Consider the following 19,550-nt stretch of genomic DNA (forward strand, 5'->3'; position numbering starts at 1 on the left):
TCAGAATTAGCACTAAAGTTTATTGTTAAGTCTATGGTAATACTTAACAATAAACTTAAAGACAAAGTGATCTGAAATCATTACTGACTCGTTATAAGTAGTCATCGTTAAAAATTATATGCTCAAAAGGAGCCTTGTGTGTCACGTTTCTCAGGAATTACGGATAACCCTCATAAAGAGCGTTTTAATCAAAAAACAGGTATTTTACTGACCAATTTAGGCAGCCCTGACGAACCATCGACTAAAGCGGTAAGAGTCTATTTAAGTGAGTTTTTGTCAGACCCTCGTATTGTTGAAATTCCGCGTTTAGTCTGGATGATTATTTTACATGGTATTATTTTGCGAATACGACCAAAACGTTCGGCAAAACTTTACAAAAGTATCTGGACTGAAAATGGTTCGCCTTTAACCCATATTACACGTCTTCAACGAGATAAATTGAGTGCGCTTTTAAAGCAACAAGGGTATGACAATACCGAAGTGGTTATGAGCATGCGTTACGGTAACCCCTCTATTGAGTCAGGTTTAGAAGCGTTACGAGAAAAAGGCTTCACTCGCATTGTTGTATTACCTTTATACCCTCAATATTCAAGCCCTACGATAGGATCTACATTCGATGCTGTCTCTAACGTGTTACGTAAATGGCGTTGGGTTCCTGAATTACATTTTATTAATGGATACCACAAAAATACAACTTACATCGATGCGTTAGCCAATAGTATCAGTGAGGATCTTAAGAAAAATGGAACACCGCAAAAACTCGTTTTTTCATACCATGGTATGCCAAAGCTATTCTTAGATAATGGTGACCCTTATTATTGTTTATGCTTACAAACAACACGTTTAGTGGTTGAAAAGTTGGCATTAGATGAAGAGTTACAGCTAGATAAAGAAAATGTTATTAGTACCTTCCAAAGTCGTTTTGGTAAGGCTGAATGGTTAAAACCTTATACCGATGCAACATTGCAAAGTTTCCCTGAGCAGGGAATTAAAGACATCGCGATTATCAGTCCCGCTTTTAGTGCCGATTGTTTGGAAACACTAGAAGAGATTGAAGGTGAGAATAGAGAAATATTTGAAGAAGCGGGCGGTGAGAAGTATCGTTATATTGCCGCATTAAATGATCGTGATGATCATATTGAAGCAATGTTAGATGTGTTGAAGCCTAACTTATAATCTTGTCCTAGATTTGCATAATAAGTGTAACGACTTTTAGCGCTTATCATATTTTATAAAAGCGCTTTGTAATACCGATTACATTAAATAAGTTATTTTAACCAGTAAAATAGATCAGTTAATTAGTGTGATTGGTATAAGACCCAATAAAAAACCTCGGAGAGTGATTACTCGACGAGGTTTTTTTAATTCTATAAAGCAATCTTTAAAGGCGTGAATGACTTTCTTTTATGACCTTTAATACACGTTATAGCTATTTTTCTATTGTCAGTTCTGACGCTATTTCTTTGGTCGTTTCTGATGGTACTTTAGTTGAAGATTGGTAAGCATCTGTTTTCCATAAAGGAACGGTAGAAAGGCTATGTTTGAAACTGCCTGATGTTTCCTTAGTAGAATAAGAAACGTACATTAGCGTTTGGTTCTCAGGGTCATAAACACGTCTAATTTTCATCGTCTTGAAGAAAATACTTTTAGACTTTTTAAATACAACATCACCAGATTTACTCTTATCAATTTCAGCTATCATCGCTGATGTGATTGGTCCTGTTTGACGACAAGAAATCGCACTATCACTTGGGTCAGAGAAACTCAAATCTGCTTCTATTGACGCAACATGACAAGTCACACCAGTTACAATCGGATCCTTCAACGTATTCAGTTTAATATCTTGAGTAGTGAATAAACCTAAACTAACATCACCTACTTCATCATCAGAGCACCCTTTTAATACAAAGAAGCTGATAATAAGTATTAGCAATATAATGCCTACCATTTTTAATTTTTTTAACATGTAGATGTTCCTATTTTTTGAAGTCCCAAGAAAGATTAGATACTAACTGGCATTGGTCGCATTTAAAATCAAATATCTCAAATAACGGTGCAGTTAGTTTCCATTCTCCCCCACAACTTGGACAAGGTCTATTTTGTTCTTCTTGCAGTGATTTACCTGCAACACGATACAAATAGTAGTATGTTGGTACTTTAGTAATATATTGAATGCGTTTACACAGGTTACTGCCGCGGTGAAAGAATTTACTACTGACTTCACCCAGCTCTTTTAATGCTGCGCTAGAAACTGCTGAACCATTCATCTGCAATTCGTCTAAGTTCACCCATTCTTCTTGCCATTTAATAGCACTTTTTCGATCACCGTTACTTATTTCTTCAGGTGTTCGGTAAAGTGGAATAGGCGCTAACGTTTCGCCGCAACGAATAGGTGAGCACGTATCTAAAAAAGTAGTGTAAAGAATTTGCCAGCTTGGTGTGAAATTAGTCGCACACTGTTGAGAATTTAAATCCTCTGCAATGGTTTTAATTTTAGGGGTGAGTAGTCCTGCTTTAGTTAGCCCATTTAAAGCATGCGTTACTTGAGGGCTATTAAAGCTTGCACTTAAACTATTTTCTTCTGGGCAAACTAACCGAGTTGTAAATACGGCACCTTGCATTGCAATTGGAAATTCTCTACCAAGAATTTGTCCGTTATAACGGAGCATGTCTAAGTAATTGTTTACTGCACGTTCAACCGCTGCATATTGGGTATCTTCATAACATTCAAAGCTTAGCTCTTTAATAAACATATCTATTCTTCCAATGTTTCAGTTGGGGTAATAGCAATGCGATTGTTGAGTGTTTCCAGTTGTGCTTTTAATAAACTGATTTCTTCTTTTAATGGCGTAATAGCTTGTGCAATTTTACTGTTAATTATTTCGTCAATACTGCCACTTATTTGCTCGCTAGTCGCACCTGTTAAAGCAGGTTCGGTTGGTGTATTAATTTCTTTGTTAGGGTTATCTTGCCATAACTTTAAGCCCTGAATAATCGCAGGTAAAGGTGTGTTTTTAGGTAAACGTGCTTTGATTAGAGCGGTGTTTGGTGTTTTACCTTCTTTCGCGAGTTGCTGTGCAACTAATATAATACGATCCATTAACTAACCTTTTAAAAGAATGGGGTTTCATCGTCAACAAGACGATAAGCTGGTAATTGAAAGCGTGGTTTAACTAAACCATTTAAAGTGAGTGTGCCTTGGTAATTATTATCACCGTCACTGCTAAATTCAAATACAAAACTAGCTTGTAAAAAATCACTGCCTAATTTGTAGTTAAAGCGTGATCGAGCAAAGGACAATAATTGTAATTCAAGTTTATTACAATGTTGTTCAATCATTCTTTTCGCCAGTTCAGATTGTTGGCGTAATTTCCAAATCGTGGTGCCGATAAGCACCATGATGAGAATAAACAATAAATCCCAGATCATTATATTCCTATCCTTAAGTATTTTCTTTCAATCCTGAAAATAATAAACCGATCGCCTGTGATAACGCTGGGGAACGAGCAGTTAAACGTAATTGCTTTAAGACTTTATCTCTTAATGCAGGGATAGCGACTAAATCCGCAAAAAGTTGTGGAAATAGCGTTTGTTGATGCGTTGCTAAGGCTTCAAAGTAACGGTTCAATAATGTTTCATCTTCTAATTGAGTCCAACAACGTCCTGCGATAGTAATATACCAGTCTGCTTGATGTATCAGTGTTGATGAAAATTGTTCGTTTAATAATTGTTTAGTCATACTCTGTGCGTTTGCACTGGCAATCGATCTTAATAATAAAATCGCTGTTGTATCTTGACCTAACTGTAAGCGTTTGGTTGCCTGTTGGGTTATTTTTTCTGCTAATTCAGTATTGATATCACTTTGATTTTCAAAACATAAACACAGCGTTTGTAATGGTTGCTCTGGTAAGTGGTCCAACGCATTAATTATTTTTTGTTGGTTATTATCATAATTTAAACGAGCACCTAAATCAGCAAAGCCCTGAAAACCTAAGGTTTGCCATTGTTGCCAATCTTCTTTTCCAGAGAAGTAGTTTTGTACTGCAGGGTAAAAAGAAGAAGCTGGGCGTATAAAAGCACTGTTAATATTGGCATTAAAAATAGCCAACTTTTCAGCACTTGGTTTAAAAACAAAAGGATTACTGGCTAAACGTTCTTGTAACTTATCACTTATTTTAGCCGTTAAGTCTTCACCCATTGCTTCAACTACCATACGAATAAAGCTAGTTTGAGCGGTTATTTTCATTAAACCTTGCTCATCCAATGGCATTTTTAAAAACCAAACAAAGTGTTCTTTCTGAGCGGCAACTTGCCAAAAAGTTAATGCAATAAAAGCATGTTGTTGAATAGGGTAAGGGTAAGCCTGTTCATTATCTGCCACTTTTTGAAATTCGCTGTTACTTACTTTTTGCACAATACGGCCTAAATCATATACACGGTATTGGCATTGGGCTTGTTCTAAAAAGTTGGTTAGGGTATTCATGCTCATGAAAAATATCTTTGTTATTAATGGTGAGGCGATTATATACGGGTATGCCTCATACCTCTATGCCGTTATGTCTAACTCTCGGGGATTTCTAATAAAAAATCAGTTTACTAAAGCCCTATAGTCATTTGATGAGTAAGGTACATTTTACTTAAAAAATCGTCTTACCTGTTTTAGAGGGGAAAGTAACAGCCTATTCTAAATTTACTGAACTGTTGTGTGGTTTAATGAATAGTTCCATACTTTATAAAAGTAGAGTGCGTAACCTAACCTAACCTATCGTATTAGCTCCCTAATACTTTAATTATACCAATCACAATAAATAGCTTATCTATTTTACTTGTTAAAACAGTGCACTTCCTCGTTGTAAATTTCGTAAAAGGAACAGCCATTTACGCCTTGAATTGAACTGTTTTTCCAGCGCAAAATTTAGATAACATATTTAATGTAATCGGTATTAACCGCACATAAGCTATTGCGATAAGCAAAATTTAAACAAAAAAAATCCCTAATGAATGAACATCAGGGATTTTTAGTTTTTCAATCTTCAGGCTAGTAATTAGCGGTTAAACCGCTCGCTATCATTTAGTATTAATTAATAGCGATGGTTATATTTTCTAATTAAGCTAAGTCGAAACGATCTGCATTCATTACTTTAGCCCATGCTGCAACGAAGTCTTTAACAAATTTTTCTTTGTTATCGTCTTGTGCATAAACTTCAACGTATGAACGAAGAATTGAGTTAGAACCAAATACAAGGTCTGCACGAGTCGCTGTCCATTTTACTGCTTTTGTTGCAGTATCTTGAATCTCATAAGAGTTACGACCTGTTGGGATCCATGAGTTACTCATATCAGTTAAGTTAACAAAGAAGTCATTTGTTAATGCACCTTCGTTATCTGTAAATACACCATGTTTAGTGCCACCGAAGTTAGTACCTATAACACGTAGTCCACCAATTAATACTGTCATTTCAGGTGCTGTTAAGCCCATCAATTGAGTACGATCAAGCAACATTTCTTCAGGTGTTACTGTGTAGTGCTGTTTCTGCCAGTTACGGAAACCATCATGAACAGGTTCAAGTACTGCGAAAGACTCATCATCAGTCATTTCTGCTGTTGCGTCACCACGACCCGCTGAGAATGGCACTGTTACTTCAAAACCTGCTTCTTTAGCTGATTGTTCAATACCAACATTACCTGCTAAAACAATCACATCAGCAACACTTGCACCAGCTTCACTTGCGATAGCTTCAAGTACAGTTAATACTTTAGCTAGACGAGTCGGTTCATTACCTTCCCAATCTTTTTGTGGTGCTAGACGAATACGAGCACCATTTGCGCCACCACGTTTGTCTGAACCACGGTAAGTTCTTGCACTGTCCCATGCTGTTGTTACTAATTCACTGACTGTTAAATCACTTGCAGCAATTTTTGCTTTAACTGCTTCAACATCGTAGCTTGTGCTACCAGCTGGTACAGGGTCTTGCCAAATAAGTTCTTCTTTTGGTACGTCTGGACCAATGTAACGTGCTTTAGGACCTAAATCACGATGCGTTAGTTTAAACCATGCACGTGCAAATACTTCTGAAAAGTAGTCTTGATCTTGAGCAAATTTCTCTGAAATTTTACGGTACTCAGGATCTACTTTCATTGCCATATCGGCATCAGTCATCATTGGGTTGTAGCGTGTAGTTAAATCTTCAACATCAACTGGTTTTTTATCTTCAGGAAGATCAATTGGTTCCCATTGTGTTGCACCAGCAGGGCTTTTTTTCAATTCCCAATCATAGTTAAGTAGTAGGTCAAAGAAACCATTATCCCATTTTGTAGGGTTAGACGTCCAAGCACCTTCAATACCACTTGTCACTGTGTCACGGCCGATACCACGTTTAGTTTTATTTAACCAACCAAACCCTTGATCTTCTAATTCAGCACCTTCAGGATCTGCTTCTACTTGTGAAGCATCACCATTACCGTGTGCTTTACCAACAGTATGACCACCGGCTGTTAATGCCACTGTTTCTTCATCATTCATTGCCATACGTTCAAACGTTACACGTATATCATTAGCTGTTTTTTGTGGATCTGATTTACCGTCAACACCTTCTGGGTTTACATAGATAAGGCCCATCATTACCGCTGCTAGTGGGTTTTCTAAATCACGCTCACCAGAGTAACGAGAACCTTCACTACCGCTTGGTGCTAACCATTCTCTTTCTGAACCCCAATAGATGTCTTTTTCTGGGTGCCAGATGTCTTCACGTCCGAAAGCAAAACCAAATGTATTTAAGCCCATTGACTCATAAGCCATCGTACCAGCATAAGCGATTAAATCAGCCCAGCTTAATTTGTTACCGTATTTCTTTTTGATTGGCCAAAGTAGACGACGTGCTTTATCAAGGTTTGCATTGTCAGGCCAAGAGTTTAGCGGTGCAAAACGTTGACTACCAGATGCTGCGCCACCACGACCATCAGAGATACGGTAAGTACCTGCAGAATGCCAAGTCATACGAATCATAAGACCACCGTAGTGACCCCAATCGGCAGGCCACCAAGGTTGGCTGTCTGTCATTAATGCAATCATATCTTTTTTAAGCGCTTCAACATCAAGTGTTTTTACTGCTTCACGATAATCAAAATCTGCTTCTAATGGATTTGTTTTTGTATCATATTGGTGAAGAATATCCAGGTTAAGTGCTTTTGGCCACCAAACCTTATTTGCTTCAGTTGTTGTTGCACCACCGTGCATGACTGGACATTTACTATTTGACATATTTCTATCCTCTACTCTTTGATGTTGGGGGGAAACTTTATGTTTTAATCTCTTTTCTATAGGTTAACTATTGATCATAAAGCCCTAAATGTGAAATGGTTTAATTCAATTAAGTTGATAGCCTAAAGCTATTTGTTTTATAATATCGATTGGCTTTTGCTTTGTTAAATGTTTTTATTGGATAAGTATAGAAGCTAAATAGATATTGTGTATTTTTTGCTTAAATAATCATAAAAGTAGTAGTAGCAATGGATTGAAGGGGATTCAATTATTATCATTATTGGTTAATAAAAAGTTACGAGTCATAAGTGGGTGTAGAGGGACACTGCTAAAATAGTTTTTTGATTGAAAAATGAACAGTTCGAATAGGAGGATTTAGTTCACATATCATTTAAATATATGATTTATATGACTTTAAAACAAAATATCAAATGTAAGTCTGAGGAATCAAAAAGTGACTATAGTTGAATTAACTAATAGCTAATATGGAGATAGAATTAAACCACTAATTAAGTCACTAATTAATGGTTTAATTTATTCACTATATTGTCGACTCATAGAATGACAATGTAGCGAATATTCGAATTACTTCTCTAATTTGCTGTTGAAGTAATCGAAAATTACTGGCACGTCATTTTGGCCAAGACCAGCATCTACAGCTGCTTGTAGGTTTGCAGAAGTACCTTGAGCGATTAAAGATTCGCCACCTAGGTCAGAAACCATTTGGTTGAAGTAACCAAGATCTTTGTTTGCATTAGCAACAGAGAAACCTAATTTTTCTTCGCCATCTACAGCATAGAATTTAGTGAACTGCATGAATGGTGAGTTAGATGGGCCTGCAGACATAATATCAAACAGTTGTTGTCCATCAACACCAGCAGCTTTTGCAACAGCAAATGCTTGTGACATAGCTGTTACTGTAGTCATACCAATGAAGTTATTGATTAACTTAGTTGTGTGACCTGCACCAAGTGCACCAAGATGGAATACGTTTTCGCCTTGCTCATCAAGAACAGGTTTAACTTTGTTGAATGTGTCGATATCGCCAGCTGCCATGATGTTTAATAAGCCATCTTTAGCGTGTGCAGGAGTACGACCTAAAGGTGCGTCGATCATACCACAACCTTTTGCAGCAAGAGCAGCGCCGATTTTACGAGTAGAATCTGGAATTGAAGTACCGAAGTCAATGAGTGTTTTACCTTCAGACATACCCGCTAAGATACCGTCTTCAGCATAAACAACTAACTCAACTACTTTTGAAGTAGTTAGTGCAAGCATTACGATGTCACTTTTTTCAGCTAATTCTTTACCTGAAGCAACTTCAGTTGCATTACCGCGTGCAATTACTTTAGCAACAGCATCTTTGTTAAGATCCATTACGTTTACTTGAAAACCACGAGTCTGTAAGTTTTCAACCATGTTGCCGCCCATAAGGCCAAGCCCGATGAAACCAATTACTGGTTTTGTCATGTCTAACTCCTAAATGTCTTATTATATGTTTACCTGAGAGTTAAGGATAACCGTCTGTCTATATTTAATCAATCCTTGATAGCTTGAAATCCTTTTTGGGTCACGATTAATGCCTGTTGGATCATAAAATACCTTTAAAGTACTTTCTTTGTGGTGGGGTTTAAAATAATAAAATGGATATTATTTTAACTACTCGTTATAAATTTATTACTTAACAAAAGGTATTGAGTAGAGTTAAATGATTGATTTTTAGATTATTCTATATATTACAGGAGCATAAGATAATTAAACTCTATGTATGTCTAAAAACGAGATAAATTTAATTGGTTAAGTATTAATTATATTTTATACATTATGGTTATTTAAGCAGTAAATGTGAAAATATACAGAGTTGTTATTTATTTAAGGAGTCATTTTCTAAAAGTAATAAAAATGAATATTAATGTTAAGTAGTGTGTTTATAACTCAATAGTATTCTTGAGAGTGTTAGATAGATCCCTTATTAGTATTACTAATGAGTCAATCTTGTTTTATTTATAGTTGAATTCATTAGATTAAGGTTTGTAGGCACACAGCCTTTAAGCCAATTATTTTTTATGGCATATACTGGAGTTAATTTTACTTGCATAGTTTTACATAGTTTTACATAGAGGAGATAATTTTATAGAGCGCCATTAATTTCATATTGCAGTGCGATAAAGCCAGTGCAGCATATATTAGTAAAGTCATAACCGGTTATTGAAAGGTGGTGCAACACTAGAGGATGTGAAAAATAGTACGGTATCGACTTGCTTACACAGAATAGAGGTTATCTAATATGACGGGCAATATCTTTAAAATTTAAGTAAAAAAAAGCCCCGCTTAGCGAGGCCTCATTATGATGAGATTATTAAATTACAGGGCTGTTAATTTATGCATTTTTCTTTTTACGGAAAAAACCTAAACCAACTAAACCTAAACCAAATATAGCAATTGATGCAGGCTCTGGCACTGTACCAATTATCTTTACAACATGGGTTGTATCGCCAGTAAAGTTATCACCGGCTCTATCTGTATGGTAATAAACATCACTTTCATTTGTTTCTAATGCAGTAAATTGAGACTCATCACTAAAGTCGTGGTGCTCAGCTAAAAAGTAGGTTCCTTTTTCTAACTCAATTTCTAAACCAGAGATTAAAAATGAAATTACGTCAAAACTATCACCAAAAACATCTGTAAACGAATAAGGCGTATCTATTGAAGCAACCGTTGTACCGCTAAGTAAAGCCTCTCCATAAGGGTCATCGCCTGAAATTATTTCCCAACTTGTTGATACGTAACTTGCAAGACCTTCACCATTAGAGTTGCCGTTATTAAAGTCAGCAGCAAAAAACTCAAAGCCATTAATATCCCAATCATCATCAGCAGTAAATTCAGATATAACCCACCATTCGGTCGATCCAAGACATCCTTCAGCAACACATTTATAACTATTCTTTGTCGCTTCGCCTGAGTCATATAATGCAGCAGCATTAACTGAAGCGCTCATTAATAAAAAAACAAACATACCTAGGATTTTTTTCATAACTTATGATTCCAATTTTTTAACTTTATTAAATTAATACTCTATATTAGATATAAAGCAATTAAAGTGCCATAGTTGTATCACATTGATAATAAGTTTATTTTTTACTATTTATTTTGTAAAGTGACATTGATTGTAAAGTAATCTGACACTTTATTAGGTTTTAATTAACAATAATTAACGGAGTAACTTTATAGCCATTAAGATAGTTAACATAAAATGTATTTAGTTAGGGGCCGTCATTGTTTCCAGTTCATTAGATCTTGAATGTGAAGCTTTCTCATTCATTCATTAATTAATTAATTAATGTGTTCTTGATGCTGTTTTTGCTTATAACGGTTCAGCGCTTCTAAGAAGTAATAATCAGTAAAGCTGGCTGGAACATCAATAGCACTCGGTTTTGTATAGTAATGAACTGATTTATCAATAATCGGGGCTTTGCTGGTGTCTTCAATGAAGTAAGGTTTACTCATTAAAGCGCTTAATATGACATGGTATTGCTTGGTGAACTTTTCACGTTGCTCAGTCTCTTTAATATAACCAGACATTTCAATTAATGCCGAAGCAAAGATAGCTGATGCAGAGGTGTCAGGTTGTAAAATGTTACTATCAAGATCCCACATCGAAATGCCATCTGCAGCAAGTCGTGACATAAAGTAGTTAGATAAGGTTTTAGCGTAGTTTAAATACGTTGGATCTTGAGTGTAGCGGTACATAACGACCATGCCATAAACCATCCACGCGTGGCCGCGAGACCAAGTGGTTTCATCGCCATCTCCTTGTAACGTTCCTTTGTTAATTATTGCGCCTGAATCTTTGTTGTATCGTACTATGTGGTAACTACTGCCATTTTCACGAACGAAATCTTTATAGGTTTTTAGTGCGTGGGTTTTCGCATATTCAGCCCACTTTTTATCGCCACCATTTTCTGCTGCCCATAACAGTAACTCTAAATTCATCATAATGTCGCTAACAACTGGCGTCGAGTTTTCAAAATGTTTATCGTCCCAATCAGAGCTTATTAAACCTATTTTAGGTTGATAACGTTTAGCTAATGTTGCTGCTGCCGCTAAGATGGTTTGTTTGTAACTTTCTTTATCGATGTCATCACTAAATACTAATGCATTACCGAAAGTGCACATAAATTTAAAACCTAGATCATGGCTGTCATCATCATTAACTTGATCTGCAAGAGTCTCTGTCCATTGTTTTGCCCAAGTTTGATAGCGTTGATCACCACTTAGCTTGTAAGCTTGCCATAAACTGCCAGGATAAAACCCAGCCGTCCATTTATGGGAAGTATTTAAATTCCAAGCCAATTCTTTGTTAGCATAAGTCGGAAATAAAGTGGGATCTTTTATAAGTGCGACGCTACTTTCTAGATGTGCCAATGAGAGGGCTATTGCTTTATCAACTTTTTGGTCAAAGGCTTGCTCTTGAATACCATCGTCTGCATAGGCCGTATTGGATAAAGCAGCGCTCGATAAAATAATGAATGGCAGTAATAAAGTCTTTATTTTTTTGGTTAGAAGTTGATGCATAGATTTCTCAAAGTAATGGATTTCTTAAAGTAATGGATTTCTCAAAGTCATAAGTTAAGTGTGGAGAATATATGGATGAGATGGTTTTAATAAGCAAGCTTATTGAATACTGTGTCGCTTATCAAACAAATATATTTTACAAGTCATAGTTTAGTGACACTTTTTCTATTTTTATCCTAATACTTAGTTTGAAACAATAGCTGCATGCAGTTTGTGGCGGTTATTGTTATTATCTTTCAATTTTAATCGCCTTTTAAATAATCGGATTATTAGATGTGAGCATACAGCTCTCTAAGTGGCCGTATCATTCTCTATACCAATGTATTTGCAAGTGAGTAACATGAAACAACAAACAGAATTAGAACCAGGTTTACATGACCATCAAGAAGACGATCTTGATAATATCGATACCATGCTGGCGACGGTTGAAGAGCAACAAGATATTGTGGTTGAGAGTAGTAGCCCTGAATTAGAGATCTTATATCAAGATGATTACCTTGTGGCGATTAATAAACCGTCGGGTTTGTTAGTTCATCGTAGTTGGTTAGATACTCATGCAACTGAGTTTGCTGTGCAAAAGCTACGCGATCAAATAGGTCAACATGTGTATCCAGTGCACCGTTTAGACAGACCAACATCAGGGGTATTATTGTTTGTGTTAGATAAAGACAGCGCACGCCACTTAATGCAACAGTTTGTCGAACAAACCACCGAGAAAAGTTATGTTGCGGTAGTGCGAGGGCACTTAGATCAAGGACTGTTAGATTATCCTCTGAAATATCAATACGACAAAATTGCAGATAAAAAAGCCGATATGACTAAACCGCCACAAGAAGCCGTGACAGAGTATAGTTGTTTAGCACAAACAGAAGTGCCGATTGCCGTTGGTCCTTATCAAAGCGCTCGTTATTCATTAATGAAACTAGTGCCTAAAACTGGACGCAAACATCAATTGCGTCGTCACATGAAACATTTACGGCACCCGATTGTAGGCGATACCTCACACGGAGACGGTAAACATAACACGATGTTCAGAGACAACTTTGATATTCATCGTTTACTATTACATGCCGCTTATTTAAGTGTTATCCACCCTAAAACAGAGCAGAAAATTGAGATTCATGCACCACTAACAAGTGAGTTTGCACGAGTATTATCTGACATTAATCTATCGGTAGAGAAGTAATATGTTCAAAACCTTGAGTAAAGTATTGGTCGCATTTGTTGTTATCGTCATTGTGTCGTATTTTTTGCAAAATAGAGCGAATACGCCAGAGGCTTGCGCAAACATTGATGGGTATTGGAATGCTGATCAAAATAACTGTGAAGATAAAACTGAAAAAATGATTTTCCAATCTTTATCTAAACCTCACCCTGTTTCGATTGTGTATCCTGATAATCAACGTCTAGTGAGTTTAGACAAAGCAGAGCAAGTCGAACAAGAAATCTATCTTAGAGGATATTATCAAGACGTAGTTTCTTCCCCTGAGCTAAAAGCAACTGAACAGGAGGCAACTAATGGTCAGGATAAAGCGGTTTATGAAAGAGGTTCTGTCTTTTTAAATATGTCTAAGTTAAGTTTGTTAGCTGACAATAGAACGGGTATTACTTATTTCGCTGCGCCTTTTGTTATTAATACTGCAGGTCGTGGTATTTTCGATTATATCGGACTTTTTTCTTATGATTTTGCTAGCCAACAAGCAACACATTTAAGCTCTGAGTTATTAGGCAATCGTATTCGTGAACAAGCGATAGTGATTAAAGAGAAAAGCGTTGTCAAAGATAATGTATTTGTTCAGGAAGGGGTTATTGATGTTCACTTTAAAAGTCATGGGCCTAAACAAGCGGCAGCAGATTATCCAACACAGTCGAATAAAATGACATTACAGTTGGTGGCACTAGATCCAAAAGATGATCAACATGCAGCATTTAGACGTATTACTATTAATAATAAAATCACGGCTAATAGCACTATGCATAAAAGTTGGGATACTGATTCAGATGGTATCAATGATTGTGAAAAGCAGAACAGCTGCGACCATACTGTTGATTACTCTCAAGAAAAGACAAACGATTAGGTTAAGCAATGTATGTTAAGTAAGTTTTTATAAACAAGTGTTTAGTTATCTTCTTACTTAATAAGTTTATCTACAGTGCGATTGCCATAAAAAGGACTCAATGATGCTATCCATAATAGCTGACTTATATTCACCACTCCTTGCGCTATGCGGCGTTTATTACCTGCGTTTTGCAATGACAAAAAGCTTTGCTATCGCTTTTGTAGCAGGTTACTTATATGCTTATGGTTTTGCTTTTATAGAGCTGTATTTTGGCTGGTGGCAGTCAATGGGAGCTAATTTTAGTTCGCATACGGTGGCGGTTGCTGTCATTGTATTTGCGTTGTTAAGTGTTAATTTTAAAGTCGGTTGTTACGCTTTTGTAAGCATGATGGCTTATGGATTTGTGATGACTCAGCTCGAGTATCATTCATGGTTTGATATTTTGACAACTATACTTGTCTGCTTACCTTGTTGGTTGCTGTTTTCTGTTGTAAACCGCAGATCCTCTCGCTCATCGTTTTGATCAGCGAATATCGACATCTAAAAAGGAAAGGCCGATATGTTGTATCAAATTCACTTTTATGTACCAGAAGAATCCCTTGAAGCGGTTAAAACAGCCATGTTTAACGCAGGAGCAGGGCAAGTTGGAGAATATCAACAATGTGCTTGGCAAGTTTTGGGGCAAGGGCAGTTTAAACCTTCAGAAAATGCCACTCCTTATATTGGTCAACAGCAGCAATTAACCGCATTAAATGAATATAGAGTTGAAATGGTTTGTAAAGAAAGCCTACTAAAAGCGGCGCTAACAGCATTGATAGAAGCTCATCCTTATCAAGAAGTTGCCTATGGTGCATTGCCCATTATTACTTTGGACGAACTAGATAGCTAAACAACATAGCTAAACAAAATTAGACTGTTAAACAGTGTATTCTTAATGCTCTCATTTGTAATCACTGTCTTTGTCGCCGTCCCAGCTATCATCACTACTGCTATTATAACGACAACAATAAGCCTTTGAACCTTAAGTGATGGTATTTATTGTACTTGTAATGTCGTCGTCGTTTGCTTTTGGGTATAACTTGCCAAGCGCCAACATAAGCAAAAAACTACGGCATACAATATACTCGCCCCAATCATTACCTGCGTCCAACCACCATGTTGCCAACAATACATCAGATAAAAACCACCTAAACTGCCAGACACATAATAATGAACGAGATAAAGAGCTGTCGCGGTAGATTTAGAATGTTCAGCTTGCTGGCTCACCCAACCATAAGCAAGGGAGTGAGTGAAAAAAGCACCAAAACTCAATAAATTTAATCCAATTAATATGACCACTAAAGAATCATAACTTGCTACTAGCATACCCAGTAATCCTAGAGTTGCCCCCGCGAACATCCCTGTAATAGGCCTAAACCGTTGACACCAAATACCGACTAATCGAGAGCTTAACGTACCAGATAAGTAACATAAGAAAATCATCGACGCGATACTCACAGGCATTGAATAAGGTTCACTGACTAATCGAAATCCAGCTACCGTATATAAATTCATGAACAGCGCAAAGTTAAGTCCGCCAATTAACATTGCGAAGAAAATCTTTTTATTTTTTACATGTTGAATAATAACGTGATGATATTGAGAGGTGGGAACACTTTTTACGGTTTTATTACTTTGTTTAGGTAATACTAACGCAACTAATATTGCGCCGACTAAACTGAGTAATGCCATACAAGCGACGGCTGTTTGCCAATTAAAATGATCGGTTATCATGCCGCCAAATATTCGCCCTGAAATACCACCGAGTGAATTTGCACTGATATAAGCACCAATCCCGTAGCTAAATGCTTTAGCTGAAAATTCTTCCGCCATATAAGCGACCGCGACTGCAGTAAATCCCGCTAATGCCATGCCCATTAATGCACGACTGATAATTAAAAGTACCAGGTCGTTTGTTAACAACGAGGTTAAACCAATGACCGGTAATAAAAATAAACTAATTAATAATATTTTACGGCGACCTATTAACTCTGAAGCAAATGCCCATGGCAGCAGCATGATTGCAAGGGTGAGTGTGCCAGCAGCGAGTAACCAATTAATTTGTGTTGCAGATACGGCAAAGTCTTTTGCTAACACGGGCAACATAGGTTGAAATAAATACAGATTACAAAAAACTAAAAATGAGCCAAAAGCGAGTGCGGCACTGACTTTATAATAAGCTTTACTGCGAAATTCAATCATCGATGTGATCACCAACAGGAAACGAGATCGAAACAGTAGCAAGTTCATTGCAATAGTGAAAATATATAATAATTATCACTTCAATAGTTTTTGGTTATAGCATGGATACTCGACTTCTTACCTATTTTGCCGCGGTGGCAAAGCATCAAAACATCACGCATGCCGCTAATGCGTTACACATAGCACAACCCGCTTTAAGCGTGGCGATTAAAAAATTAGAAGGGCAGCTAGAGCTGGAGCTTTTCCGTCGTAATGAACGAAAAATAACGCTTACCCATGAAGGTGAAATTCTATTGGGGCATGCCAAACAAATCATCCAGCAATTAGATGATGCCACTTTAGCCATGAAAGAATTAAGAGGTTTAGAAAAAGGTGAAGTGCGGTTAGGTGTGCCGAGTATTATGGGAAGTTATTATTTTCCCGATGTATTAATGGCCTTTAAAAGTCGTTATCCCAAATTAAAGCTGATTATTATTGACGCTGGTGCGCAGTCGATACAAAAAATGCTACTCGATGGAGAAATTGACCTTGGTATTATCCAAGCGCGCAACTTACCTGAAGCATTAGATTCTGAACATCTCATTCGCTCACAAATGGTGGCCGTGGTGAATACTGATCATGAGTTTGCGGGGAAAAAGTCACTGACTTATGCCGAGTTTTTTTCGCAGGAATTAGTGATGTTTAAAAAGGGATATTTTCATCGTGAAAAATTAGATGATATTTGCCAACAAGAAAAATTAACCGCCGACTTTTCCTTTGAAACTAACTTATTGGCGGTGATCCTTAAAATTGTAAAACGTGATTTTGCAATAACGGCGTTACTTGAACTCGCGACAGAAAAAGAACCGGATATTATCTCTATTCCCTTTGAAGAGCCTATCTTTCTGGATATCTCAATTGCTTGGAGAAAAAAAGGGTACTTATCTAAGGCAGATAGAGCGTTTTTAGAGTTTGTGAAACAAAACCATTAAGCGGATATCGTTTCACTTATTTTTTGTGCTTTATTTTTTATAAAACGGCGACTGTTTATTAGCTTGATAAAGAATAGTTTATTACTTCGCTAGAGAAGGAATAGGCTGTTTTTTACCACTCAATTGCTGCTGAATATATTCTTGCATCGAATCATCTAAACAAGCTTTACTTAAATACTGCTGTCCACCTTGATGCAAGTTCAACATAAAACCAGCATCTGTTTCGTAGAAGCTATCGATAGACTGCCAAGCCAATTGGTTATTGATGTAAACGCTTTTATTTTCAATACCCCGATCATCAAAAATAAGCGTGATTTTATTACCTGCATTTTTACTCATCATTTGTCGAGTTAACCACCATGGTCGTTTGTATTTAAAACTGAAATATTCCAACACGGCGATAGCAAAAAAGAACCAAGCTAATAAACCTTGTACATCCGTTGCAAATAGAAAAAACAAACCGGCGATGATTAAACCTGCAATGAAAATATAGCGTGGTTTTTGTGGCCCTTTTAATAACATTGATTGATCAAAACACTCTGCATAGTGTTCACGATCTAGCATGAAGTGAGTTTCAAATTGCATGTTCAGCCTATTAGACAAAAAAGAAATGATTATACCTATTATCAAATGTTAAGTAATGAAATGTTATGCAATGAATCTATTCAACAGAATTACTAGGTATGAGATTGCCGTAACGATTAACGGGTACTGGGTTTACTTAAAACCAGTGGATGTTTTTAAGCTAAACATAACGGACTAAGATATGACGAGATAGTCGCTGTTCATCTTTATTTGAAGTGTTAATATATGTTTCTTATATATTTTCTAACATCATGAATGGATAGGTCAAATGAAAAAAGAAACGCAAATAGTAAGTTTAGGACGTGATAAAAAATGGACAAACGGAGTCATTAATCCACCTGTAGTGCGTGCTTCAACCATGACCTTTGAAACGATGGAAGATATGCGTTTTGCGTCTAAAAACAAAGCTAACGGTGAATTGTTTTACGGTCGCCGTGGTGGGCCAACACATTTTGCATTTCAAGCTGCGATTGCTGAATTAGAAGGTGGCGTTGGTACTGCGTTATACCCGTCAGGCTCTGCGGCTATCAGTAATTCATTAATGTCTTTCTTAAAATCAGGCGACCATTTATTAATGGTCGACAGTGCTTATGAACCAACTCGCGCTTTGTGTGACAGTTTGTTAGCAGGGTTTGGCATCGAAACAACCTATTACGATCCAATGATCGGCGCTGGCATTAAAGACCTTATTCAAGACAACACTAAAGTCTTATTTTTAGAATCTCCTGGTTCAGTGACCATGGAAATTCAAGATGTACCCACATTAAGCAAAATTGCTCACGAACATGGTTTAGTGGTGATGTTGGATAACACATGGGCTTCACCAATCAACTCTCGTCCATTTGATATGGGCGTTGATATTTCTATTCAAGCGGCAACCAAATACATAGTAGGGCATTCTGATGTCATGATGGGTACCGCTACGTCGAATGAAGCTCATTGGGAACAATTGCGTGAAAACAGTTACTTAATGGGACAATGTACGTCACCAGATGATGTTTATTTAGCTAGCCGTGGTTTACGTACATTAGGCGTGAGAATGGCGCAGCATGAAAAAAATGCGCTGCAAGTCGCTAATTGGCTAGCAACACGTCCTGAAGTCGATCACCTTCGTCACCCTGCTTTTGAAACTTGTCCTGGGCATGAGTTTTTTAAACGCGATTTTACTGCTTCTAACGGCTTATTCTCTTTTGTATTAAAAGAAGGGAACAGCAAGTCATTAACGGCCTTAGTAGAAAACATGCATCACTTTAAAATGGGCTTTTCATGGGGCGGATTTGAAAGCCTGATTTTGAGTGTGTCGGGTATTGATAAAATTAGAACTGTAACTAAATGGGATAGTAGCAAACCGCTTATTCGTTTACATATTGGTTTAGAAAGCCCTGAAGATTTAATCGCAGATTTAGAAGCGGGCTTTGAGCGTTACAATGCCGTTTTAAATAAGTAGTTTGGTAAATAGCATTCTAATTGAGTATTAATATTGAAGGAGCCTTTTGGCTCCTTTTTTGTGTTTTTTATTAAGCTATTTATTTTTAAAGTCAAAAGCGATTTAACCACGAAGGCACGAAGAGTAAAGAAGGTTAGGTTAAAAACATTACTAATCAATATATTATGTGTTTTTCTTCGTGACCTTCGTGTAGCACAGCGGCTTCGTGGTTGATTAGGGGCTCTTAAAGTCAAAAGCAATTTAACCACGAAGGCACGAAGGGTAAAGAAGGTTAGTTCAACACTGTAGTGGTCAAGTAAAACTGGCCATCTTGTTAGAGGTTTTTACGTTTTCTTTCTCTGCTGCTAATGGTGAAAATCCGCCGTTAAACTGATGTGGGCGATATCGATTGTAATAGCCATTTATATAAT

General features: G+C 36.9%; 18 protein-coding genes. 7 read left to right on the plus strand and 11 right to left on the minus strand.

Going from position 1 to position 19,550, the window contains the following annotated elements:
• Nucleotides 1-138 precede the first annotated feature (138 nt).
• Entirely contained in the window at nt 139-1,176 is a 1,038-nt protein-coding gene (gene hemH, locus SP041_RS18690; protein ID WP_025563216.1) for a ferrochelatase, read from the plus strand.
• A 253-nt stretch (nt 1,177-1,429) separates the two neighbouring features.
• Here the strand turns inward: hemH and SP041_RS18695 are convergent, their stop codons facing one another.
• The 9 genes from SP041_RS18695 to SP041_RS18735 form a co-directional block, all read right to left on the minus strand.
• A complete protein-coding gene (locus SP041_RS18695) occupies nt 1,430-1,966 on the minus strand; it encodes a CreA family protein (RefSeq protein ID WP_025563215.1) in 537 nt (178 codons plus the stop codon).
• A 10-nt stretch (nt 1,967-1,976) separates the two neighbouring features.
• Nucleotides 1,977-2,753: a Zn-ribbon-containing protein gene (locus tag SP041_RS18700; protein ID WP_025563214.1), complete on the minus strand. Its 777-nt coding sequence runs from the start codon at nt 2,751-2,753 to the stop codon at nt 1,977-1,979.
• Between the two features lie 2 nt (nt 2,754-2,755).
• Nucleotides 2,756-3,100, minus strand: coding sequence for a hypothetical protein (locus SP041_RS18705; protein WP_025563213.1), 345 nt, complete (start codon nt 3,098-3,100; stop codon nt 2,756-2,758).
• 11 nt (nt 3,101-3,111) lie between these two features.
• Nucleotides 3,112-3,429 (minus strand): DUF3301 domain-containing protein, encoded by a 318-nt coding sequence (locus tag SP041_RS18710; protein WP_025563212.1) that lies wholly within the window; start codon nt 3,427-3,429, stop codon nt 3,112-3,114.
• A gap of 13 nt (nt 3,430-3,442) precedes the next feature.
• A complete protein-coding gene (locus SP041_RS18715) occupies nt 3,443-4,489 on the minus strand; it encodes a DUF3549 family protein (protein ID WP_025563211.1) in 1,047 nt (348 codons plus the stop codon).
• Nucleotides 4,490-5,107: 618 nt separating this feature from the next.
• Nucleotides 5,108-7,261: a catalase/peroxidase HPI gene (gene katG / locus SP041_RS18720; protein WP_025563210.1), complete on the minus strand. Its 2,154-nt coding sequence runs from the start codon at nt 7,259-7,261 to the stop codon at nt 5,108-5,110.
• A gap of 585 nt (nt 7,262-7,846) precedes the next feature.
• Nucleotides 7,847-8,731 carry an NAD(P)-dependent oxidoreductase gene (locus tag SP041_RS18725; protein WP_025563209.1) on the minus strand — a complete coding sequence of 295 codons (885 nt, stop codon included), beginning with the start codon at nt 8,729-8,731 and terminating at the stop codon, nt 7,847-7,849.
• Nucleotides 8,732-9,641: 910 nt separating this feature from the next.
• Nucleotides 9,642-10,295: a PEP-CTERM sorting domain-containing protein gene (locus tag SP041_RS18730; protein ID WP_025563208.1), complete on the minus strand. Its 654-nt coding sequence runs from the start codon at nt 10,293-10,295 to the stop codon at nt 9,642-9,644.
• A 299-nt stretch (nt 10,296-10,594) separates the two neighbouring features.
• A complete protein-coding gene (locus SP041_RS18735) occupies nt 10,595-11,836 on the minus strand; it encodes a glycoside hydrolase family 88 protein (RefSeq protein ID WP_025563207.1) in 1,242 nt (413 codons plus the stop codon).
• Between the two features lie 412 nt (nt 11,837-12,248).
• Between SP041_RS18735 and truC the strand changes: the two genes are divergently transcribed.
• The 4 genes from truC to SP041_RS18755 all read left to right on the plus strand — a co-directional run bounded on the left by truC (nt 12,249) and on the right by SP041_RS18755 (nt 14,785).
• Nucleotides 12,249-13,022, plus strand: coding sequence for a tRNA pseudouridine(65) synthase TruC (truC, locus tag SP041_RS18740; RefSeq protein WP_025563206.1), 774 nt, complete (start codon nt 12,249-12,251; stop codon nt 13,020-13,022).
• A gap of 1 nt (nt 13,023) precedes the next feature.
• A complete protein-coding gene (locus SP041_RS18745) occupies nt 13,024-13,914 on the plus strand; it encodes a hypothetical protein (protein WP_025563205.1) in 891 nt (296 codons plus the stop codon).
• A 100-nt stretch (nt 13,915-14,014) separates the two neighbouring features.
• Nucleotides 14,015-14,419, plus strand: coding sequence for a hypothetical protein (locus SP041_RS18750; protein WP_137297989.1), 405 nt, complete (start codon nt 14,015-14,017; stop codon nt 14,417-14,419).
• Nucleotides 14,420-14,455: 36 nt separating this feature from the next.
• Entirely contained in the window at nt 14,456-14,785 is a 330-nt protein-coding gene (locus tag SP041_RS18755) for an NGG1p interacting factor 3 protein, NIF3 (protein WP_037048174.1), read from the plus strand.
• 146 nt (nt 14,786-14,931) lie between these two features.
• Here SP041_RS18755 and SP041_RS18760 read toward each other — a convergent pair whose 3' ends face one another.
• Nucleotides 14,932-16,137: an MFS transporter gene (locus tag SP041_RS18760; protein WP_025563202.1), complete on the minus strand. Its 1,206-nt coding sequence runs from the start codon at nt 16,135-16,137 to the stop codon at nt 14,932-14,934.
• 101 nt (nt 16,138-16,238) lie between these two features.
• Here SP041_RS18760 and SP041_RS18765 point away from each other — a divergent pair, with 101 nt between their 5' ends.
• Entirely contained in the window at nt 16,239-17,108 is an 870-nt protein-coding gene (locus SP041_RS18765) for a LysR family transcriptional regulator (protein ID WP_025563201.1), read from the plus strand.
• Between the two features lie 81 nt (nt 17,109-17,189).
• Here SP041_RS18765 and SP041_RS18770 read toward each other — a convergent pair whose 3' ends face one another.
• Complete coding sequence (locus tag SP041_RS18770; protein ID WP_025563200.1) at nt 17,190-17,693, minus strand: YcxB family protein; 504 nt, start codon at nt 17,691-17,693, stop codon at nt 17,190-17,192.
• 268 nt (nt 17,694-17,961) lie between these two features.
• On the opposite strand from SP041_RS18770, the gene SP041_RS18775 reads away from it, so the two are divergent.
• Nucleotides 17,962-19,140, plus strand: a complete 1,179-nt coding sequence (locus tag SP041_RS18775; RefSeq protein WP_025563199.1) for a cystathionine beta-lyase — start codon at nt 17,962-17,964, stop codon at nt 19,138-19,140.
• The last annotated feature ends 410 nt before the right edge of the window (nt 19,141-19,550 follow it).

It is taken from the genome of Psychromonas sp. SP041, from assembly GCF_000470315.2.
Classification (GTDB): domain Bacteria; phylum Pseudomonadota; class Gammaproteobacteria; order Enterobacterales; family Psychromonadaceae; genus Psychromonas.

Coding starts and splice junctions, on each gene's coding strand:
- SP041_RS18695 (WP_025563215.1), bottom strand. CDS start 1,966: ATGTTAAAAAAATTAAAAATGGTAGGCATTATATTGCTAATACTTATT.
- SP041_RS18700 (WP_025563214.1), bottom strand. CDS start 2,753: ATGTTTATTAAAGAGCTAAGCTTTGAATGTTATGAAGATACCCAATAT.
- SP041_RS18705 (WP_025563213.1), bottom strand. CDS start 3,100: ATGGATCGTATTATATTAGTTGCACAGCAACTCGCGAAAGAAGGTAAA.
- SP041_RS18710 (WP_025563212.1), bottom strand. CDS start 3,429: ATGATCTGGGATTTATTGTTTATTCTCATCATGGTGCTTATCGGCACC.
- SP041_RS18715 (WP_025563211.1), bottom strand. CDS start 4,489: ATGAGCATGAATACCCTAACCAACTTTTTAGAACAAGCCCAATGCCAA.
- katG (WP_025563210.1), bottom strand. CDS start 7,261: ATGTCAAATAGTAAATGTCCAGTCATGCACGGTGGTGCAACAACAACT.
- SP041_RS18725 (WP_025563209.1), bottom strand. CDS start 8,731: ATGACAAAACCAGTAATTGGTTTCATCGGGCTTGGCCTTATGGGCGGC.
- SP041_RS18730 (WP_025563208.1), bottom strand. CDS start 10,295: ATGAAAAAAATCCTAGGTATGTTTGTTTTTTTATTAATGAGCGCTTCA.
- SP041_RS18735 (WP_025563207.1), bottom strand. CDS start 11,836: ATGCATCAACTTCTAACCAAAAAAATAAAGACTTTATTACTGCCATTC.
- truC (WP_025563206.1), top strand. CDS start 12,249: ATGCTGGCGACGGTTGAAGAGCAACAAGATATTGTGGTTGAGAGTAGT.
- SP041_RS18745 (WP_025563205.1), top strand. CDS start 13,024: ATGTTCAAAACCTTGAGTAAAGTATTGGTCGCATTTGTTGTTATCGTC.
- SP041_RS18750 (WP_137297989.1), top strand. CDS start 14,015: ATGATGCTATCCATAATAGCTGACTTATATTCACCACTCCTTGCGCTA.
- SP041_RS18755 (WP_037048174.1), top strand. CDS start 14,456: ATGTTGTATCAAATTCACTTTTATGTACCAGAAGAATCCCTTGAAGCG.
- SP041_RS18760 (WP_025563202.1), bottom strand. CDS start 16,137: ATGATTGAATTTCGCAGTAAAGCTTATTATAAAGTCAGTGCCGCACTC.
- SP041_RS18765 (WP_025563201.1), top strand. CDS start 16,239: ATGGATACTCGACTTCTTACCTATTTTGCCGCGGTGGCAAAGCATCAA.
- SP041_RS18770 (WP_025563200.1), bottom strand. CDS start 17,693: ATGCAATTTGAAACTCACTTCATGCTAGATCGTGAACACTATGCAGAG.
- SP041_RS18775 (WP_025563199.1), top strand. CDS start 17,962: ATGAAAAAAGAAACGCAAATAGTAAGTTTAGGACGTGATAAAAAATGG.